The sequence below is a fragment of the Vreelandella sp. H-I2 genome (assembly GCF_052959335.1).
Map to the genome: position 1 here is coordinate 672,119 of NZ_JBRAMC010000001.1, position 18,788 is coordinate 690,906.

The window sequence follows — 18,788 nt, forward strand, 5'->3', positions numbered from 1 at the left end:
CAGCCAAGGAAACAGCCTTTATGAGCAAGCCCTTTATGAGTGAGCCAACTAAACCACTGGCCGGAATAAAAGTACTCGATATTTCCAGAGTACTGGCCGGACCGTGGTGCGGCCAGATGCTTGCGGATATGGGCGCGGATGTCATTAAGGTGGAACGCCCCGGTAGCGGCGACGACACGCGTCATTGGGGACCTCCTTGGCTGGCCGGCACCGAAGAGTCGGCGTATTACCTGTGCGCTAACCGAGGCAAACGCTCGGTGACCGTCGATATGGCCAAGCCCGAAGGCCAAGCGGTGATCAAGCAGTTGGTCGCTCAATCTGACGTGCTGCTTGAAAACTTTAAAGTCGGCGGCTTAAAGCGCTATGGCTTGGATTACTCTAGTCTTAAAGCGTTGAACCCCAAGCTGATTTACTGCTCGATTACCGGATTCGGCCAGGAGAGCCCCTACGCCCATCGCGCCGGTTACGACTTTATGATTCAAGCCATGGGCGGGATCATGAGCTTAACCGGTAAGCCTGATAATGAGCCTAGCGGCGGGCCAGTGAAGAGCGGTGTTGCGTTCACCGATATCTTTACCGGCTTGTACGCGGCCAATGCAGTGCTGGCGGCGCTTTACCAACGCCGCGATAGCGGCGTTGGCTGCCATATCGATATGGCACTGATGGATGTCCAGGTCGGTGTGCTCGCCAATCAAGCATTAAATTACCTGACCTCCGGCAATGTGCCCCAGCGGTTGGGTAATGCTCACCCTAACATCGTTCCTTACCAGGCCTTCGCCACCCAAGATGGTCATATGATTATGGCCGTCGGCAACGACGAACAGTTCAAGCGTTTCTGTGCGGTGCTTTCGCTACCAGCGTTGGCCGAGGATCCACGCTTTGCCACCAACGGCGCCCGAGTGAATAACCGTGCCCTGCTGGTTCCCCAGCTGGAAGCGGCACTGGCCCAACGCACCACCGATGAATGGCTGGCCGCCTTTGAAGCCGTGGGTGTGCCCTGCGGCCCCATCAATACGCTCGACCGCGTCTTCGATGACCCCCATGTTAAAGCCCGCGGTCTCAAACAGACGCTGCCTCACGATCAAGCAGGCCAAGTGGATCTTGTCGCCAATCCGATCCGGTTTAACGGCACCCAGATGAGTGCCGGCACAGCGCCGCCCCACTTGGGGCAACATACTGAAAGCGTGTTAGAAGAACTGGGGATTAGTGTCGAACAGCGCACTGCGCTTCGCGAAGCGGGGATTATTTAACAGCGCTTGAAAGACAATCACTGTTGTATAAAGCGTCATCAGGACTATATTTAGATATATAAAGCAACGCCAAGCGCCCCTATCCTCGACTGCAGCCTTGCCTATAGTCACAGCGCTTCTTCACACTAAAGTTTTAGCGGCACCAGCCCCTAACGCGCCCCTAACTCGCCACTATCAGGCAGGAGCAGCAATGAGCCAGTGCGCACGCGTTAACGGCAGCTGTCATCGCTGTGAAGGCGAATTACCATTTGAATTCACCATGGCTTTTCAGCCGATTGTGGACTTATCCCTGGCTCGCATCGTTACCTACGAAGCCCTGGCTCGCGGTACGAACGGGGAGTCTGCTAAGAGCATGATTGCAAAAGTCACTGATGATTTGCGCTACCATTTTGACCAAGCCTGCCGAGTGAAAGCAATCGAAATGGCCAGCGCTTTGGGCATGCAAACCAATCTATCGATTAACTTTCTGCCCAACGCCATTCATGAGCCAAAAGCCTGTATCCAGCCAACATTAGCGGCTTCCGAAAGGGTGGGCTGGCCAATTCACCGGCTCATTTTTGAAATCACCGAAACCGAGCGCGTCCACGACCGACAGCACCTGTACAACATTATAAATACCTATCACTCTTTGGGTTTCCAAACGGCGCTCGATGACTTTGGCAATGGTTACGCCAATTTGGACCTACTCACCGACTTAACGCCAGATAAGCTTAAAATCGACCGTGAACTGGTGATACGCTGCGATAGCGATCAACGCCGCCAAGTGCTGTTGAGTGCGATTATATCCCTCGCTAAAAAACTCGATATGACGTTGATTGCCGAAGGCGTAGAGACCCGCGCCGAAGCACGATGGCTGGCACGCGCGGGCATTGTTTGCCAGCAGGGTTTTTACTTTGCCAAACCTCGGGTGAACGCCCTTAGCGTAGATTTAACGGCGCGCCTTCAAAAGCTACGGCATGAGTTTAAAATGGCATAATTGTGCTGTCATCGCATCGTCACTCATGTAAGCAACCTTATTAAGAACTATGCTAAAAGCTACGCACTATGCTGAAAGATCATCCTTCATCAATAGGGAGTAAGCCATGAGCAGCAATGCCGAACTGAACGAGCTAAAACGCAAATACGTCGCCGCTGGCGCCGCTAGTCCTGCGACGGCATTCGCCGACCGTGCTGAAAATGCTGAAATCTGGGACGCTGACGGCAACCGCTTCATCGACTTTGCGGGCGGTATTGGCGTGCTAAACGTGGGCCACCGCCACCCTAAAGTGGTCGCTGCGGTCAAAGCCCAGCTCGATAAGTTGATGCACACCTGCCAAACGGTCATGCCTTATGAAGGCTATGTAAAAGTGGCTGAAAAGCTCAGCCAAATCGTGCCGGTCCGTGGCCATGCCAAAGTCATGCTGGCTAACTCAGGTGCAGAAGCACTTGAAAATGCGGTCAAGATCGCGCGCGCGGCTACCGGCCGTTCCAACGTCATCTGTTTTGACGGCGGCTACCACGGCCGGACCTTCTTCACCATGGCCATGAACGGCAAGGTAGCGCCTTACCAGAGCGACTTTGGCCCCATGCCGGGCACCGTCTTCCGCGCCCCCTTCCCAGTGCCCTACCATGGCGTTAGCGAGGATGAAGCCATCCGCGGCTTGAAGATGACGCTAAAAACCGATGCCAACCCGAAAGATACCGCGGCGATCGTGCTTGAGCCGGTGCTCGGTGAAGGCGGCTTCTACCCAGCGTCTACCAGCTTCCTGACCAAGATCCGTGAGATCTGTGATGAGCACGGCATATTGATGATCATCGACGAAGTGCAATCGGGTTTTGGCCGCACCGGCAAGATGTTTGCCATCGAACACAGCGGCGTTGAGCCGGATATTATGACCATGGCCAAGAGTATGGCCGATGGCATGCCGATCTCCGCGATCGTCGGTACCGACAAAGTAATGGATGCCTCCGGCCCTAACTCCCTGGGCGGCACCTATACCGGTAGCCCCACTGCCTGTGCGGCGGCGTTAGCGGTCATGGACGTATTTGAAGAAGAGAACATTCTGGAGAAGAGCCAAGCCCTGGGCGACAAGCTGGCGAAGCGCTTCAATGAGTGGGCTGGCAAGTTTGACTGCATCGATAACGTGCGCAACATGGGCTCGATGGCCGCGTTTGAGCTGGTCTCAAACAAAGCTGACCACACGCCTAACGCGGAACTGGCGGCTGCGCTGTGCAAGAAAGCCCGCGAAGAGGGCTTGATCCTGCTTTCATGCGGTATGTACGGCAACACTATCCGCTTCTTGATGCCCGTGACTATTCAAGACGACGTGCTCAATGAAGGCTTGGATATCATTGAGTCCTGCTTGGAATCGCTGACCTAACAGCCCAAGTGACTAAAAAGGCCGAAAGCAGCCCGTAGCGGGGGTCTTTTGCCATGGCCGGAAAAGAGTTCCCGACTTTTCCGGCATTTCCGCCGTCCTTGGCGGTCAGATGGCAAAAGTAGCGCCCAGGGAAGGGTTTACAGCGCCCCCGCCAAGGGTTGTTTTGGCCATACTCCCTACCGAGGACGGCGGTCGCCTTCCAGGAAGTTCGCCGTAAACACTGCTTTGCCATGGGTCTCAAACGACCATTTCATTACCTCACTTAACGCCGCCATCACGGCATCGAACTCGCCAAATATCTGAGTGCTCATGCGATTCGGGTGTACTTCCAACCCCGTCGCCTCCAGGCGTTTCACCACCTCTTTAACCACTGGCTTGAAGTCATCGGCCAGCGGGTAATAACTAAGCTGTACGGAAAGATACATAACGCCTCCTTACGCTGTATGGGAAGACTGCCTAACGTTAGCGATGCGCTGCCAGGCAGCCAAAATAGCGGCACGCGTCTCATCCGGGTGTTCCATCGGGAACATGTGCGTACCAGGCACTTCGCTCACCACTAGGCCCTTGCGCTTCAAGCGCTTGATGCGCGACGCCGTCAGCAGGTGCGACTCGTTACCCGCCACCAGTTCTATCGGTACGCCCAGCCGCTTCGGCATCCGCGAAAGGTGATCAGGCAAATGGCGGAAAATTTCAACTTCGATACGCGGATCAAACGTCAACTCCGCACTGCCGTCATCCAATAAACGTGTCCCTGCTTCAATGTAGTCGTTGAGTGCTTCCGAGGTAAAGCGGCGAAACAAGCCCCGGCGACCCAGCGAGTTGGCCATCGCCTCACGGCTTGGCCATACAGTACGCCGCCCCTGGGTTTTACCGGCAGGCGTCACACGATCAATAAAACCAAATCGCTTAGCGGCTTTCATCGCCCACGCATCCGTTCCCAGCATTAACGGTGGGTCCAGCATTATTACGCCGCAAAACCGCTCGGGCTGTTTATCAGCCGCCATGGCCATCAGAGTGCCACCCAGCGAATGCCCAACGCCCAACAACGGCGTATCGCTCTGAGGCAAATAACTCAGCAACTCATCCACCAAGTTGCCCCAGTTGTGATTCACCGGGTAATCCGGGTGGTGGCCCAGGCGGTCCAGCGGATGCAGATCAAAGGTCTCTGCCAGAGGATTCAGCAGGGTGCGGTAACTTAACCCTGGAAAACCGTTGGCATGGGCAAACACTAAGCGGGTACGTGACGTGGCATCAGCAGACATGGCGGGCTCGTTGGAAAAATAACTAAATGGCGATGGTCAAGTTGGCGATGAATAGACCACCTATCATACATCTGTTTTATCGTGCACCTGATTGAGCGTCAATCAGCATAAGGGTTAACAGGCTAATTAAAACAGCGATAGCTGCTGCTCTTGGCTGTTTTCCGCGAGCCGATAACCCACGCCGAGCAGGCGGACGGGGCGCTCGCCCCGGGCCCAGCCGACATTGAGTAAGGTTTCGAATTGTTCAAGGTTGGGGGCGGGGTCGGCGTGTTCTACGGTGGTTTGGGTAAAGTCGCTAAACTTCACCTTCACCATGACGCCACGCACCGCCAACGGTGGGTCAAGCCGTGCGTAGCGCCGCTCTAAATCTTCAATCAGTGCCGGTAGCTCGCGGCGGCAGGCATCGAGGTCGGGTAAGTCCTGGGCATAGGTCTGCTCGGTGCTGACCGACTTACGTTCGCGGTGGGTTTTTACCGGACGTTCATCCCGCCCCCAGCTTAGCTCGTGCAGCCGCCTTCCAAAACGGCCAAAGTGTTCGACCAGTTCGGTCAGCGAGCGGGTACGCAGATCAGCGCAGGTATGAATACCCAGCCCCGCCAACTTTTCTGCCGTGCGGGGGCCAACGCCGTGAATCTTTTTCACTGACAGCAGCTGCACAAAACTATCGACTTTATCGGGGGTGATCACACACAGGCCGTCGGGCTTGTTCCAGTCGCTGGCAATTTTGGCCAGAAACTTATTGGGCGCCACGCCGGCGGAAACGGTAATTCCCACTTCGCGGCTGACCCGCTCGCGGATGGCTTCTGCCATTAGCGTGGCGCTGCCGTGATGCAGCGTGACCTCCGAGACATCCAGAAAAGCCTCATCCAAGGAGAGCGGCTCGATAAGGTCGGTGACCTCGCGGTAAATCGCAAATACCCGGCGGGCCACCGCTTTGTATTTGGCCATCTCACCGCGGATCACGGTGAGATGCGGGCAGCGCTTGAGCGCCTGAGCCATCGGCATGGCCGAGTGAATTCCAAACTCACGGGCGGGATAGTTACAGGTAGCGACCACCCCGCGCTGCTCAACACTGCCACCGATGGCAATGGGAATATCCCGTAGCGCGGGGTTATCACGCATTTCCACCGCCGCAAAAAAACAGTCACAGTCGCAGTGAATAATCTTGCGCACTGGCTACCCTTTTAACTGTAAAAAATCACAGTTTATCACAACCTACGTGCCGCAGAATGTTCTTAGCACCTGCTCATTTTCCGTGGCAGGCGCTGCCAAACGGCGTGCTTCAACGGACTCATCGAACGGCTGGGTGACGACTGCCAGTAGAGTGTGGAAAGGGGCAAAATCACCTTGGTAAGCAGCATCAATAACCTCTTGAATGCGGTGATTGCGGGGAATAATCACCGGGTTGGCACGGCGCATGGCGGCAAAGCGCTGGCTGTCTTGACTCGCCACGGCCACCACTTCCCACGCCTTAAACCACGTTGCCAGTTCCTCGGGGTGGGTCGTTAGCGCCAGCAGCGCCTCGTAATGTTCAGCCATTGGCAAGGCGGCGTAATGAGTGAGCGCATCAAAGGTAGCGGTCATGTCCATTTGCCCCTGATGCATTTGGATTTCCAGCCCCTCCATGAGTGATTTTGCTTGCTCGCTTTCCGCCTCAAGTCCTAATTTATCGGCATGCAAACGGCGTTGTTCAGCGCTGAACAGTGGCTCGAAGTGGCGAATGGCGTCAGTGGCCTGCTCAACCACCGCATCACCTTCTTCACGCATTAGTGGCAGCAGCGTTTCAGCAAAGCGGGCCAGGTTCCACTGGGCAATCGCAGGCTGGTTGGCAAAAGCATAGCGGCGGCCTTGGTCGATAGAGCTATACACCTTTTGCGGGTCGAACTGTTCCATAAAGGCACAGGGGCCGTAATCGATGGTTTCCCCCGCGATGCTACAGTTATCGGTGTTCATCACCCCATGAATAAAGCCGACGCTCATCCAGCGGGCGATCAGCACCGCTTGACGGGCCACCACCGCTTCCAGCAGTGCCATATAGGGGTCTTCTGCGTTGGCGGCTTCAGGGTAGTGGCGATCAATCACATGGTCCGCCAGGGCTTTTAGCAAGGCTTCATCCCGCTGCGCAGCGGCAAATTGAAAGGTGCCTACACGAATATGGCTACTCGCCACGCGGGTAAAGACGGCGCCGGGTTCGGACATCTGCCGCACCACGCGCTCGCCGCTAGTAACGGCCGCCAGCGCGCGGGTGGTGGGAATCCCCATGGCGGCCATAAATTCGCTAACCAGGTATTCACGCAGCACCGGGCCTAACGGCGAACGGCCATCGCCACCACGGGAAAACGGCGTGCGGCCGCTGCCTTTTAGCTGCACATCGCGGCGCACGCCATTTTGGTCGATCACTTCGCCCAGCAGCAGCGCGCGGCCATCGCCCAATTGGGGCACGAAGTTGCCGAACTGATGGCCTGCGTAACCCAGCGCGCCCGATTTAGCCCCCGGTATGGCCTGATTACCGCTAAACCATTGGGCAAGTGTCGTTGGGTCAGGAATCTCTTTAGCGCCCAGTTCATCTGCAAGCGAGGCATTAAAGGCGATGAGTTCAGGCTGGGCCACCGGCGTTGCCTGGGTAGCGACCCAGAGGGGTTTCGGTAACGTGGAATACAAATGTTCAAATGACAGCACGATACACTCCGCTTCAATTGGCTGTGGTTAGCTAATACCCTAGCACTCTACTCAAGTAAACGCCGAGGCGATGATGTTAAAACCGTGCCCAAACATATCTAATGTTAAAGGCAGCGCGCTAACGCCCCTCCCCCGCGACTTTTATAATCGCGACACGCTTAAGGTCGCTAGAGAGTTGCTGGGCTGTTGGCTAGTGCGCGAACAGGACGGCGTGCAGATGGCTGCCAGAATCGTTGAAACCGAAGCGTACTGTGGCGCTGAAGACTCTGCCTGCCATGCCCATAAATGCCGCTCGCCACGGACAGAAGCGATGTTCGGGCCTGCAGGCCACGCCTACGTTTATCTCGTTTACGGCATGCATTGGTTACTGAATGTGGTCACTGAGCCGGAAGATTCGCCCTGTGCGGTGTTGATTCGCGCGGTAGAGCCCACGTTAAACGAAGCCGCCATGCGCGCCACCCGCCAAGCCTTAGGTAAACAGCTCAGCAATGGCCCTGGAAAGCTCACCCGTGCGTTCTCGATTGATAAAGCGCTGTATGGTCACGATATGACCCAGGCTGACAAGCTGTGGATTAGCGCCGCTGCCCACGACGCCTCGATAGCCAGTGGCCCACGTGTGGGCATCGATTACGCGCAGCCCGAGCACCGCGATGCGCCTTGGCGGCTCTGGCTGGAAGACAATCCATGGGTTTCCAAGGTGCGCTAACGACAAGAGATACTTACCTCTTCGTGATACTTACCTCTTCAATGAAGTGAGGCCGCCGCACGGTGGTGCAGCGGCCTCTAGCAAACCTAACTTCAGAGCCTAAGTAACGCGTCCGTAATCAGATGTTCTGACCACCCGATACTTCGATACGCTGCGCAGTCACCCACCGGTTGTCCGCACCAAGCAGGCTGGCGATCGCCGGACCAACATCGTCGGGTACACCTACGCGGCCAAGGGCCGTCATATTAGCGAACGCCTCGTTGTACTCCGGCGTATCACGTACCGCACCGCCCAAAAAGTCTGTCTCAATCGCACCGGGGGCAATCGTGTTGACAGTCACGCCGCGATTGCTCAACTCCTTGGCCATATAGATACTAAGAACCTCGACCGCCCCCTTGGCGGCGGAATAGGCAGAGAACCCAGGGAAGGTGGCGCGGGTGAGGCCCGAAGAGAAATTTACAATGCGTCCGCCGTCGGCAAGCAATGGCAGAAGCGCCTGGGTTAGGAAGAACACGCCTTTGACGTGAACATTGAATAGCAGGTCGAATTGCTCTTCGGTCGTCTCGGCAAAAGGCACCATTTCGCCATGACCCGCGTTATTGATGAGATGCTCAAAGCGGTGCCGATCCCAGTTCGATTTCAACGCCGAACGGACACTGTCGACGAAAGCGGGAATGGTAGAGATATCGCTCACATCAAGCGGTAGCGCGACGGCTTTACGCCCCATGTTTTCGATCTCAGCTACGACTGCATTTGCGCCCTCAGCATTACTGCGATAGGTGAGAATGACATCGCCGCCATGGCGGGCAATGCTGATAGCAGTGTTACGGCCAAGTCCGCGGCTGCCACCGGTAATAATTGAAATAGTCGTCATGGAAAGCTCCTGTGCTGGTGAGCGTTGCGCTCATCAGTACTATCGCCGACCGGCTCCGCTCCTTGTTGCTGGATACTCGGTTCCTCTTGCCTATTACTCCAATAATGTTGCGACACTAATAAGTATCACTTAATGTTTAAACCATGACTGAAAACCTGCTTGAGACAGTGCGCCGCTACGCGGAGGCACACGTTGGTCCGACCAGCGTTACCCAAATGCCTATCCCTGGATTGACGATTATTCATCAGACCATGCCTACCGCATTGCACTTCAATATAGACAAGCCGTTAGTGGCCATGGTGCTTCAAGGCAGCAAACGGGTCATCATGGGAAATCGCACGTTTGATCTCGGCGCAGGAGAATCCCTCTTGATTACCGCCGATGTCCCCACCGTCAGTCAGATCACGCGCGCAAGTATAGGTGCCCCCTATTTTTCGCTCGTTCTTGACCTCAATCCCAGCGTAATTGAGGGTCTTGTCGTTGAAATAGACGCCAATCCACCAGCCACCGATATGCCCGTTCGTGTTCATCCAACGGAGACAGAAGTGGTCGACGCTTCACTGCGCCTGATGCGACTTCTTGAGCGCCCAGGGCCATTGGCTATTCTTCAGACTCAGTTAATTCGGGAGCTGCATTTCTGGCTGATGATGGGCCGCCATGGCGGCGCTATTCGTAGTCTTGGCATTGTTGACAGCCACGCTCAGCGCGTTGCGCGCGCGGTAGCACTCATCCGCACGAACTTCGCTGAGCCACTTCGTGTAGAACAGCTGGCAGAGGCGGCAGGCATGAGTCTATCGTCGTTTTATGAACACTTCAGAGCTATAACGTCTCTGACACCACTTCAATTTCAAAAGCAGCTCCGGCTGATGGAGGCGCGCAGGATGCTGCTTGCGAATGGCGAAATGATCAGCCACGCTGCCTACGCTGTCGGTTATGAGAGTGTCTCGCAGTTTACGCGAGAGTATGGCCGTTTGTTTGGCTTACCCCCAGGCCGTGATATAAAAACCATCAAGGCACGGAAACAGTCAGCTGCGTAACCAAGCTCTCCCGTCGCTTTTTCCAACACTCAGCAAAGCAGAAGGCAAATCCAAATAATACTAAAGCGCTAAGCGCCCCTTAAACAGCGAACGGCCTCTTCAAGTACCGGCGTCAACGGCGCACGCCATTGGTAGCTTAACAGCGCATCCGCCCGAGTAATCCCCAGCGAGAGCGACGCCAGCGGCATTCCGCGTTCATGGGCGGTGCGGCAGAAGCGATAGCCGGAAAACACCATCAACGAGGTGCCCACGGCCAGCACTGCCTCCGACTCAGCCAGCGCTACCTGCGCTGCTAACCTACGCTCGGCAGGCACTACATCACCGTAAAAAACCACATCGGGCTTTAAAATACCGCGACAACGCGGGCAGTCGAAAATGCGAAAGGAGCTGAAGTCGGTTTCCAGATCGGCGTCACCATCCGGGGCGTGCCCCGCCTGCAAACCAGTAAAGCTCGGATTCATGCGCGCCATCTCGGCATGCATGGCGTGGCGCATCATTTGATAGTCGCACACCATGCACTTCACCATATCCGCACGTCCATGCAGGTCGATCACCCGCCGCGAACCAGCCCGCTGATGCAGGCGGTCAACGTTTTGAGTGACCAACTGCAGGATATAGCCCTGAGATTCAAGCGCGGCTAGCGCCCGATGCGCCCCACTTGTCTGGGCTTCGCGCATGGCGCTAAAACCAATCAATGCCCGCGCCCAATAGCGCTGACGAACGTGATGAGAACTCATAAAATCGCCATGCTGGACCGGGGGTGGCCGCTTCCACTGGCCGTCTGTATCGCGATAGTCCAGAATGCCGCTATCGGTACTTACGCCCGCACCGGTAATCACCCACAGTTTGGGGTGCTGCTGAATAAACGCTGCCAGCTCCTCACCTGCCTGGGCGATGCTTTTTTCAATGTCCAAGGCCTGCGTCAATCGTTCACCTCTAGGCAATGTTGCTCAAACTCAACGATACTGTATAGCAACAGCGGGCCATGCAACGTGCCCTTTAACAGTTATTATGCGTCCAGGAGATCCTCTTATGCAGCATGATCATGACATTATTATTGTCGGCGGCGGCATGGTAGGCGCCGCACTGGCGGCGCGCTTGGGCCATACTGGCTTTTCAGTCGGGCTGGTGGAACAGGGCGATGCCCCCACCCCGCCCAGCGGCGATTATGACCTACGCATTTCATCGCTCAATGCCCGCTCATTGACGTTTGTTAAGGCCAGCGGCACGTCTTTACCTAAGGAGCGTTGCTGCCCTTTCCGCCATATCGATGTCTCCAATCAGGACGGCACCGGTCACTCGCTGTTTTCCGCTGAAGATAGCGGCATGAAAGACTTTGGCATCTTTATCGAAAACCGCACGCTGCAGTATGCGCTATGGCAGCGCATAGAACAGCTGCCTAGCGTTACTTGTTACACCCAGTGCGCGCCGTTAAGTACCGTGTCGGCGACGAACAGCCGCCTACTGGAACTGGATAACGGCAAAACGTTAAGTGCCCGTTTGATTGTCGGCGCCGACGGTGCGCACTCTACCCTGCGGACGCTGGCCGGTATTAGCGTCACCCGCCATGACTACCATCAGCGGGCAATGATCATCAACGTGGAAACCGAGCTACCCCAGCAGGATGTTAGCTGGCAGGTGTTTACGCCTACCGGCCCGATCGCCATGCTGCCCCTGCCCGGCCATCGCGCGTCCTTAGTGTGGTACGACAAAGAAGAGACCACCAAAGCCCGCGAACAGTTAGACGATGACGCGCTTAAAGCCGCCATCGAAATGGCTTTCCCAAAACGCCTGGGTAATCTCATCCGCATCGTCGCACGGGCCAGCTTTCCGATTAAACGCCAACACGCCCAGCGCTATATCGGCAAGCGCTTAGCGCTGATTGGTGATGCTGCTCATGTGGTACATCCGCTGGCAGGCCAAGGCTTAAATATCGGCCTTCACGATGCCGACACCCTGGCCGAGATTATCATTCAAGGCCGCGACCCCGGCGACTATGTCAACCTACTCCGCTTTGAGTGCCAGCGTCGCGCAGCTAACCAAGCTATGATCGCCGCTACCGACACGTTTCATCACCTGTTTACCGGCGCCAGACCGCTGCGCCAACTGGGTGATTTAAGCCTGCAGCTCGCCGAGCGCTTCCCGCTCGCCAAGCGCATGATGATGCAACAGGCCAACGGGTTGAATCCGTTTAAGGTGTGGTAGTCGCTGATACAAGCAACGCATTTTAGCAACGAGAAAGCCGAGCCATTAAGCTTGGCTTTCTCAGTACCGCTAGTTACACCTTAATGCGGTTACTCAAGAACTCACGGATCACCGGGATAATGACATCGCCGTGTGTTTCCAATGCAAAATGCCCTGTATCGTAAAAGCGAATGTCCGCCTCAGGAATATCTCGCTTCCAGGCTTCAGCACCTGGTGGAAGAAAGAACGGATCATGCTTTCCCCATACGGCGAGCAACGGCGGCTGATGCTCCCGAAAATAGGCCTGAAATTCGGGATACTTCGCAACGTTGGTGGCGTAGTCCAACAACAAGTCGAGCTGAATATCCGCCATCCCAGGTTGAGAGATATGAGACCCTTCCAGCGTATAGGCATCCGGTGCTACGGCACTTATGTCGCTTACCCCCTCCACGTACTGCCATTTGATGGACGCCGGCGTCGGAAAGTCGTTAAGGGCGTCACGATTCGCTTTTGAAGGGTCGTTCCAATACGCCCGAATAGGCGCCCACCCTTGTGAAAGCCCCTCTTCATACGCATTGCCGTTTTGCGAAATGATGGCGGTGATTCTGGACGGGTGAGCCAGCGCCAAACGCCAGCCCACAGGAGCACCATAGTCGTGAACGGCAATAGCGTAACGGTCAAGCTTCAACTGATCCGTAAATTGATCAATCGTCTTTGTTAGGTTGGCAAAGGTGTATTCATACTGCCCACGCGCTGGTGACTCGGTAAAGCCAAAGCCGGGTAAATCCGGTGCTACGACGTGATACTCGCAGGCAAGCGCCTCAATAACATCACGCCACATATACGACGAGGCAGCGAATCCGTGCAGCAGCAGTACCGTCGGCGCCGTTGGATCACCCGCTTCACGATAAAAGACGTCGACATCGCCCACTTTCTCGAAACGATAGTGAACCTGCCGTGTAGTCGAGCTAGGCGCCTGCCCAGCGCTGGTCGTCAGCGCTTCCTGGGTGCCAGCGGAGGCCGCCATATTTTCAGATGTCATAGAGAAACTCCTTAGTAACCGTTAATAAATACTTTTGAAGGTTAGGCAGAACGATAGTAACCTGTCAAATATAAAATTAAGGGTTACTTAATATGTCATCTAAAATTGCGCCTCCGTTTATTGCAAGCAATCTCGCCATCGATTTCATCAACACGCAATTTGGCGTAGGGGACGAGCGCCAAGAGTGCCTGGATGATGACAGCAGCGTCATTACGTGGCTTCAGCAAGCGGGCGTGTTATCGGAGTATCGAGGCAGCCCTCCGCCAGGAATAGCCCGCCTGGCCAGGCAATTGCGCGCAAACATGAGGGAGCTGCTTATCTCGGCCCAGCAGGGGCGACCCGCAGATCCCACTGTGGTGAATCATGTGCTGGAACGGGGTTACCCCATAGAGAAAATCGAATGGCAGCCAACGGAGTCGGCGTTTCAGAAAAAAACCGTTAAGCGCAACATGGAAAGTGAAAGCCTGTTGCAGCCTGTCGCGTGGACATTGGTCCAGTTGCTTACCGAGGAAGATTTGCAGCTGGTTAAAGAGTGCGAAGCCTTAGACTGCGTTCTGTTGTTCCACGATCAAACAAAATCCCACCGGCGACGCTGGTGTAGCATGGCTGCTTGCGGAAACAGAATGAAAGCGGCAGCGCATCGGGCTAGAAAGAAAACGGGGTAGAAAGAAAACGAGGTAGAAAGAAAACGAGATAGTGTGCTTTGCGGTGATGCCCATAACAGGAAAGTCATGACCCTTGGTGAAAAAAATTGAACAGGCATTTTTGAAGGTAACGCCTGTCACCTAACACCAAGACAGGTGCCATGAAAGCGTTGAGCAATTTAGCTAAATGGCTGAATGAACACGCTTTCGAGCCAGAAACACATATCGCGAGCTAGGTGTAAGTCGCCAGGATGCGACAGATTATGCATGGTCATAAATGATAAGCTCATAATCAAGGATATAGTCGTTACCATCCCGACATTCGAACGCATACGCCCATTCCCATTGATCCTAACCAACCACCGTTCTTTACCCTTCCCTTCGAAAAAGTAAGTCAAAACCGGGAATATCTCTGCCAGACGGTAATCACCGCCACCAACAGTTCTCCCCCTTGTGAGCAGCACCGCTTCCAAAAATTGATATGAGTCAATTTTATGACAGTAAATTGACATCAAGACTTTAGTATCAATCCGTGGTGCCGATACAGGGAGTATGAGCCGTTAGAGCTCACCCCATGCTGTTGATAGGGCCCGCCCCGAGAGCTTCATGAACTCCCCTTTCCATGTGAGAAAACATAATGCTTCAGGCACTACACCGTGTTTCCTTAGGCCGTAAATTTGTATTGGTTCTAGCCTTACCATTGATAGCCCTGACATGGTTAGCCATGTCGGGTATTTGGGAACGAAAAGAGCTTGTCTCTGAAATGAGCCATCTACAGGAAATGACGGTGCTTAGCCAATATGCCGGAGACTTGGTTCATGAACTTCAGCGCGAGCGAGGAATGACAGCCGCATTTTTAGGCAGCAAGGGACAGAATTTCCGAGCGGAACTACCTGTTCAACGCCGCAGCACTGACGAGCGCCTCAGCGAATTTAATACCTATACAGCTAATCTAACCTACGCTGACGGTGATACTGCGGTACAGGAGCAAGTAACTCAGGCTAACAACCTTTTAAGTGCATTAACCACTCATCGTCAGCGCGTTGATCGCCAGGAGTTAGCCAGTGAGCAATCCAACGCCTACTACACCGAGATTAATAACTTTTTAATTAGCATTGTCAGCCAACTAACATTTAGTGTTGAACAAGGCGAAGTTATCAGGCAGCTCAATGCTTATTATAATCTTTTAAATGTCAAAGAATTAGCAGGCATAGAGCGTGCCATATTAACGACTGCTTTTAGCACCAACACGCTGTCACCAACAATGTACTCTAACCTGCTCGCGTTAACAGGCCGATCTAGCGTCTACATCAACAGCTTTAAGAGTTTTTCGAATGAAAGCATTCAAAATGAATTGGCTGAGGTATTGGCAAGTGATCTTGCCAAAAACCTGATGGGTATGCGGGGTATCGCGATTGAGCGCGGGACTGAGGGAGATTTTAACCTCAACCACCAACAATGGTTTGAACAGCAGACCATGCTGATTGATCAGCTAGCGGGTGTTGGGCAGAGTGCAGCCGACGTTTTGCTTGAGACTACCCATAACCTGCGCAACCAAGCAGTAAGTGAGCTAGTGTATTACCTGGTTTTCTCTTTAGCAGCCGCGGTACTAGCCATTCTGCTTGCAGTGCTTATTGTCCGGAGTATCGCTCGCCCATTACAAGTAGCGCTTGAAAACATTCAAACTCGCGGTGGTGATCTCACTCAGCGCTTAGCCGTTCCAGGCAGTGATGAACTTTCTCAGCTTTACCTCGCCTTCAACGAATCGACGATAAAAACAGAAGAGTTAGTTGCCAGCATCAAACAGGGTGCTCAGTCCGTTGAGTTAGCCAGTAAGGAAATTGCAAAAGGCAACGCGGACCTTGCCCAACGCACTGAAGAGCAATCCGCTTCGCTCGTTGAAACGGCTTCCAGCATGGAACAGATTACGGCGACCGTAAAACAGAGTGCGGATACCGCGCAACAAGCACGCCATGCCACACAGGACATGGCGAACCAGGCCAATGAGGCAAACGATATAGCCGAACGGGCGCGCATGGCGATGGAGCAGATTGAAGAAGCCAACCAAAAAGTAACGGCAATAGTGGAAGCCATCGATAATATTGCCTTTCAGACCAATATTCTGGCCCTGAATGCCTCAGTAGAAGCGGCGCGCGCCGGCGAGCAAGGCCGAGGATTCGCGGTCGTGGCCTCAGAAGTGCGTAATCTGGCGAGTCGAAGTGCAGAAGAAGCCAAGCAGATTCGCAAGCTTATCAGCAATAATGTCGACAGCATCAAAGAGGGTGGAAATTTGGTAGCGTCCACCAGCGAAACGCTAAAAGCCATTGCAGAACGCGCTCAGCATACCGCCGCCTTGGTGTCAGAAATATCGTCCGCCACGACTGAGCAGTCATCCGGCATTGAGCAGATCAATCAGGCATTGACGCAGTTGGAAGAAGTCACCCAGCAGAACGCGGCGCTGGTCGAACAAGTAGCCACTGCAAGCCGCTCACTGGACGATCAGGCAGGTGACATGACAGGCATGGTGGGCCGCTTCAAGGTTAGCGAAGAGGATAATTCGTTGGCGCTAACGCAGTACGCTTACTAGCGCTAAGAAAGCTCATACCGGCTAATTTCCCTACGCAATCGTTGCGTAGGGAAACGACATATAGCCAACGACCACGTTGACTCCGTTTAAAAAAACGCTAGCGCTGACTATGCTGAGAATGGCCGCACCTGCTGGCCAATAACAATGACAATCTCTCAGCAAAGGAATCCCCATGCGATGCACACAATGGCATTCTGGCGTAATAGCAAGCCTTGGCCTTTTTCTGGTTTCTCCCCTCTGGGCCTGGGATGGCGTCGTCGAGAAACAGACCTTTGAAATAGATAGCTTCACTACCCAGGGTGGCGAGACGATTCCCAATGTCACGGTGGGTTGGGAAGCTTACGGCGAACTCAACGAGGCTCGCGATAACGTTATTTTAATTACCCATTTTTTCTCAGGCTCCAGCCATGCAGCAGGCCGTTATGATCAGGATGGCGAACCGACCGGCTACTGGGATGCGATCATTGGCCCCGGCAAGCCACTGGATACCGATGAGTACTACGTCATCTCCTCGGATACGCTGGTCAATCTCGGTGCCAATGACCCCAACGTCACCACCACCGGGCCCGCCTCTATCAACCCCGATACCGGTGAGCCCTGGGGCATGGACTTTCCGGTCGTCACCATTCGCGATTTTGTCGAGGTACAGCGCGAGCTACTGGAGAGCCAAGATATTGAATCGCTGCATGCAGTGATGGGTGCCTCGATGGGCGCGCTCCAGGCCATCGAATGGGCCAGCGCCTACCCTGATCGCGTCGAACGGCTAATCTCAGTGATTGGCGGCGGCGTAGCCGACCCCTGGCTGCTGGCCACGCTAAGCGCCTGGGCAGCACCAATCCGACTGGATGCCAACTGGAACGAAGGCAACTACTACGACGGCGAGCCACCCACCGACGGGCTAAAAGAAGCGCTGAAGCTGGTGACGCTCAACGCCAACCACTGGCAGTGGGCCAACGAGACGTTTAATCGCGATTGGGCTGACGAAGAACGCGACCCGGCACAGGATATCAACGCCCGCTACGCGATCGAGCAAACGCTGGATGATATCGCCGCCGCCCGTGCTTCCACCTCCGATGCCAACCATCTGCTCTACTTGGTGCGCGCCAACCAAACCTTTATGGCGGGCCACGGCGACTCGTTAGAAGAAGGACTTGCCGCCATCGAAGCACCAACATTGATGCTGTATAGCGAAAACGACCTCGTCTTCGCCCCCCAAGGCGTGCGCCGCACCGCAGAGTTGATTGAAGCTGACGGCACCGACGTGACGCTGGAAACCCTGGAAGGCAATCGCGGCCATTTGGATGGCGTTGTTTCTATCGACCAAGCGAGTGATACGTTGCGGGCGTTTTTACAGTAAGGGATTGAGCGCTGGCTTAAAATGTAAGCCAGCGCTCATTACAACAGCGCCGCTTTTTTTGCCAACATTTTGATGTATTCATGGCAAAGCAGCTCAAGAGTGGACGATGCAACGCAATCAATGAGAACCAGGCAGACCCAACATTAAAAGCCCAAAAAAAGCATGTCCAACGCCGCAGAAATTTCGTCTTGCTGCTCAGCAAGGCTGCCCGCAATAAAACGCAATTCGCTTTCAGGCACAGCAGCCATGTACTGAGTCGCCATGACGACCTCTTGACCCTTAATGTTGAACACAGGGTTCAGTCTTTGAGCAGGAGACGGTGCCGATGATTTGGGCAGTAGTGGCACGACCACTCGGGTGTTCAAGCCACTGAGAAGCTCTGTCTGAACATCCAGCAGATAGCCAGCCCCACCCTTATTTTCAAAGATATCAAAACGGGGCATTAGAACTGACGGTGCCGTGCAAGGGGCAATCCATTAGCTTCAACGTATGCATTCGAGCTTGCAAGGGCAGTGGCATTATCCTCCAACCACTTCTTCTGTTTATGCCGCTTGACCGCCTCCGCAATCCCTAACTCTGCTGATCGTGAGACATTGATTCCTAGCGCTTTTGCCTCTTTGAGAAGGGTACTATCTAGCGAGAGGTTCGTTGGCTTGCGTACAGATTTGGTTGCTTCGACGGCTTGCATGGTTCACTCCTCGCACATAACAACGCGCTTACTGTATGCGCATAGTTATAGCACATAAATATTGCGTAGCGCCAAGCTCAGAGCTACCTCGAGGACCAGCCATACTTCACTGAACAAG

General features: G+C 54.5%; 18 protein-coding genes. 9 read left to right on the forward strand and 9 right to left on the reverse strand.

Going from position 1 to position 18,788, the window contains the following annotated elements; all coding sequences use genetic code 11:
- Nucleotides 1–35 precede the first annotated feature (35 nt).
- The 3 genes from ACUVOF_RS03225 to gabT all read left to right on the forward strand — a co-directional run bounded on the left by ACUVOF_RS03225 (nucleotide 36) and on the right by gabT (nucleotide 3,610).
- Nucleotides 36–1,250, forward strand: a complete 1,215-nt coding sequence (locus ACUVOF_RS03225; RefSeq protein ID WP_447043228.1) for a CaiB/BaiF CoA transferase family protein — start codon at nucleotides 36–38, stop codon at nucleotides 1,248–1,250.
- A 190-nt stretch (nucleotides 1,251–1,440) separates the two neighbouring features.
- Nucleotides 1,441–2,226, forward strand: coding sequence for an EAL domain-containing protein (locus ACUVOF_RS03230; protein ID WP_447042990.1), 786 nt, complete (start codon nucleotides 1,441–1,443; stop codon nucleotides 2,224–2,226).
- Between the two features lie 106 nt (nucleotides 2,227–2,332).
- Entirely contained in the window at nucleotides 2,333–3,610 is a 1,278-nt protein-coding gene (gabT, locus tag ACUVOF_RS03235; RefSeq protein ID WP_447042991.1) for a 4-aminobutyrate--2-oxoglutarate transaminase, read from the forward strand.
- A 176-nt stretch (nucleotides 3,611–3,786) separates the two neighbouring features.
- Here gabT and ACUVOF_RS03240 read toward each other — a convergent pair whose 3' ends face one another.
- The 4 genes from ACUVOF_RS03240 to ACUVOF_RS03255 all read right to left on the reverse strand — a co-directional run bounded on the left by ACUVOF_RS03240 (nucleotide 3,787) and on the right by ACUVOF_RS03255 (nucleotide 7,551).
- The gene (locus ACUVOF_RS03240; RefSeq protein ID WP_447042992.1) at nucleotides 3,787–4,035 is read right to left on the reverse strand and encodes a YkoF family thiamine/hydroxymethylpyrimidine-binding protein; all 249 of its coding nucleotides are present in this window, start codon (nucleotides 4,033–4,035) and stop codon (nucleotides 3,787–3,789) included.
- 9 nt (nucleotides 4,036–4,044) lie between these two features.
- The gene (locus ACUVOF_RS03245; protein ID WP_447042993.1) at nucleotides 4,045–4,872 is read right to left on the reverse strand and encodes an alpha/beta fold hydrolase; all 828 of its coding nucleotides are present in this window, start codon (nucleotides 4,870–4,872) and stop codon (nucleotides 4,045–4,047) included.
- 126 nt (nucleotides 4,873–4,998) lie between these two features.
- Entirely contained in the window at nucleotides 4,999–6,045 is a 1,047-nt protein-coding gene (gene dinB / locus ACUVOF_RS03250) for a DNA polymerase IV (protein ID WP_447042994.1), read from the reverse strand.
- A gap of 42 nt (nucleotides 6,046–6,087) precedes the next feature.
- Complete coding sequence (locus ACUVOF_RS03255) at nucleotides 6,088–7,551, reverse strand: protein adenylyltransferase SelO (RefSeq protein ID WP_447042995.1); 1,464 nt, start codon at nucleotides 7,549–7,551, stop codon at nucleotides 6,088–6,090.
- Nucleotides 7,552–7,621: 70 nt separating this feature from the next.
- Here ACUVOF_RS03255 and ACUVOF_RS03260 point away from each other — a divergent pair, with 70 nt between their 5' ends.
- Nucleotides 7,622–8,257, forward strand: coding sequence for a DNA-3-methyladenine glycosylase (locus tag ACUVOF_RS03260; protein ID WP_447042996.1), 636 nt, complete (start codon nucleotides 7,622–7,624; stop codon nucleotides 8,255–8,257).
- Between the two features lie 118 nt (nucleotides 8,258–8,375).
- On the opposite strand, the gene ACUVOF_RS03265 is transcribed toward ACUVOF_RS03260, so the two are convergent.
- Nucleotides 8,376–9,131 (reverse strand): SDR family NAD(P)-dependent oxidoreductase, encoded by a 756-nt coding sequence (locus tag ACUVOF_RS03265; RefSeq protein WP_447042997.1) that lies wholly within the window; start codon nucleotides 9,129–9,131, stop codon nucleotides 8,376–8,378.
- Between the two features lie 143 nt (nucleotides 9,132–9,274).
- Here ACUVOF_RS03265 and ACUVOF_RS03270 point away from each other — a divergent pair, with 143 nt between their 5' ends.
- Nucleotides 9,275–10,168 (forward strand): AraC family transcriptional regulator N-terminal domain-containing protein, encoded by an 894-nt coding sequence (locus tag ACUVOF_RS03270; RefSeq protein ID WP_447042998.1) that lies wholly within the window; start codon nucleotides 9,275–9,277, stop codon nucleotides 10,166–10,168.
- Nucleotides 10,169–10,236: 68 nt separating this feature from the next.
- On the opposite strand, the gene ACUVOF_RS03275 is transcribed toward ACUVOF_RS03270, so the two are convergent.
- The gene (locus ACUVOF_RS03275) at nucleotides 10,237–11,094 is read right to left on the reverse strand and encodes an NAD-dependent protein deacetylase (RefSeq protein WP_447042999.1); all 858 of its coding nucleotides are present in this window, start codon (nucleotides 11,092–11,094) and stop codon (nucleotides 10,237–10,239) included.
- A gap of 106 nt (nucleotides 11,095–11,200) precedes the next feature.
- Here ACUVOF_RS03275 and ACUVOF_RS03280 point away from each other — a divergent pair, with 106 nt between their 5' ends.
- Entirely contained in the window at nucleotides 11,201–12,373 is a 1,173-nt protein-coding gene (locus ACUVOF_RS03280; protein WP_447043000.1) for a UbiH/UbiF/VisC/COQ6 family ubiquinone biosynthesis hydroxylase, read from the forward strand.
- A 73-nt stretch (nucleotides 12,374–12,446) separates the two neighbouring features.
- On the opposite strand, the gene ACUVOF_RS03285 is transcribed toward ACUVOF_RS03280, so the two are convergent.
- A complete protein-coding gene (locus ACUVOF_RS03285) occupies nucleotides 12,447–13,394 on the reverse strand; it encodes an alpha/beta fold hydrolase (RefSeq protein ID WP_447043001.1) in 948 nt (315 codons plus the stop codon).
- 92 nt (nucleotides 13,395–13,486) lie between these two features.
- Between ACUVOF_RS03285 and ACUVOF_RS03290 the strand changes: the two genes are divergently transcribed.
- The 3 genes from ACUVOF_RS03290 (at nucleotide 13,487) to ACUVOF_RS03300 (ending at nucleotide 17,982) form a co-directional block, all read left to right on the forward strand.
- Nucleotides 13,487–14,059: a CGNR zinc finger domain-containing protein gene (locus tag ACUVOF_RS03290; protein ID WP_447043002.1), complete on the forward strand. Its 573-nt coding sequence runs from the start codon at nucleotides 13,487–13,489 to the stop codon at nucleotides 14,057–14,059.
- A gap of 616 nt (nucleotides 14,060–14,675) precedes the next feature.
- A complete protein-coding gene (locus ACUVOF_RS03295) occupies nucleotides 14,676–16,625 on the forward strand; it encodes a methyl-accepting chemotaxis protein (protein ID WP_447043003.1) in 1,950 nt (649 codons plus the stop codon).
- 172 nt (nucleotides 16,626–16,797) lie between these two features.
- The gene (locus ACUVOF_RS03300) at nucleotides 16,798–17,982 is read left to right on the forward strand and encodes an E22 family MetX-like putative esterase (protein ID WP_447043004.1); all 1,185 of its coding nucleotides are present in this window, start codon (nucleotides 16,798–16,800) and stop codon (nucleotides 17,980–17,982) included.
- 143 nt (nucleotides 17,983–18,125) lie between these two features.
- On the opposite strand, the gene ACUVOF_RS03305 is transcribed toward ACUVOF_RS03300, so the two are convergent.
- Nucleotides 18,126–18,425: a CcdB family protein gene (locus ACUVOF_RS03305; protein WP_447043005.1), complete on the reverse strand. Its 300-nt coding sequence runs from the start codon at nucleotides 18,423–18,425 to the stop codon at nucleotides 18,126–18,128.
- The gene (locus ACUVOF_RS03310; protein WP_447043006.1) at nucleotides 18,425–18,670 is read right to left on the reverse strand and encodes a type II toxin-antitoxin system CcdA family antitoxin; all 246 of its coding nucleotides are present in this window, start codon (nucleotides 18,668–18,670) and stop codon (nucleotides 18,425–18,427) included. Before ACUVOF_RS03310 ends, ACUVOF_RS03305 begins: the two co-directional genes overlap by 1 nt.
- Between the last annotated feature and the right edge of the window lie 118 nt (nucleotides 18,671–18,788).

Bases quoted from the DNA above. Each gene is read 5' to 3' on its own strand.
- ACUVOF_RS03225 (WP_447043228.1), top strand. From the start codon at position 36: ATGAGTGAGCCAACTAAACCACTGGCCGGAATAAAAGTACTCGATATT.
- ACUVOF_RS03230 (WP_447042990.1), top strand. From the start codon at position 1,441: ATGAGCCAGTGCGCACGCGTTAACGGCAGCTGTCATCGCTGTGAAGGC.
- gabT (WP_447042991.1), top strand. From the start codon at position 2,333: ATGAGCAGCAATGCCGAACTGAACGAGCTAAAACGCAAATACGTCGCC.
- ACUVOF_RS03240 (WP_447042992.1), bottom strand. From the start codon at position 4,035: ATGTATCTTTCCGTACAGCTTAGTTATTACCCGCTGGCCGATGACTTC.
- ACUVOF_RS03245 (WP_447042993.1), bottom strand. From the start codon at position 4,872: ATGTCTGCTGATGCCACGTCACGTACCCGCTTAGTGTTTGCCCATGCC.
- ACUVOF_RS03260 (WP_447042996.1), top strand. From the start codon at position 7,622: ATGATGTTAAAACCGTGCCCAAACATATCTAATGTTAAAGGCAGCGCG.
- ACUVOF_RS03265 (WP_447042997.1), bottom strand. From the start codon at position 9,131: ATGACGACTATTTCAATTATTACCGGTGGCAGCCGCGGACTTGGCCGT.
- ACUVOF_RS03270 (WP_447042998.1), top strand. From the start codon at position 9,275: ATGACTGAAAACCTGCTTGAGACAGTGCGCCGCTACGCGGAGGCACAC.
- ACUVOF_RS03280 (WP_447043000.1), top strand. From the start codon at position 11,201: ATGCAGCATGATCATGACATTATTATTGTCGGCGGCGGCATGGTAGGC.
- ACUVOF_RS03285 (WP_447043001.1), bottom strand. From the start codon at position 13,394: ATGACATCTGAAAATATGGCGGCCTCCGCTGGCACCCAGGAAGCGCTG.
- ACUVOF_RS03290 (WP_447043002.1), top strand. From the start codon at position 13,487: ATGTCATCTAAAATTGCGCCTCCGTTTATTGCAAGCAATCTCGCCATC.
- ACUVOF_RS03295 (WP_447043003.1), top strand. From the start codon at position 14,676: ATGCTTCAGGCACTACACCGTGTTTCCTTAGGCCGTAAATTTGTATTG.
- ACUVOF_RS03300 (WP_447043004.1), top strand. From the start codon at position 16,798: ATGCGATGCACACAATGGCATTCTGGCGTAATAGCAAGCCTTGGCCTT.
- ACUVOF_RS03305 (WP_447043005.1), bottom strand. From the start codon at position 18,425: ATGCCCCGTTTTGATATCTTTGAAAATAAGGGTGGGGCTGGCTATCTG.
- ACUVOF_RS03310 (WP_447043006.1), bottom strand. From the start codon at position 18,670: ATGCAAGCCGTCGAAGCAACCAAATCTGTACGCAAGCCAACGAACCTC.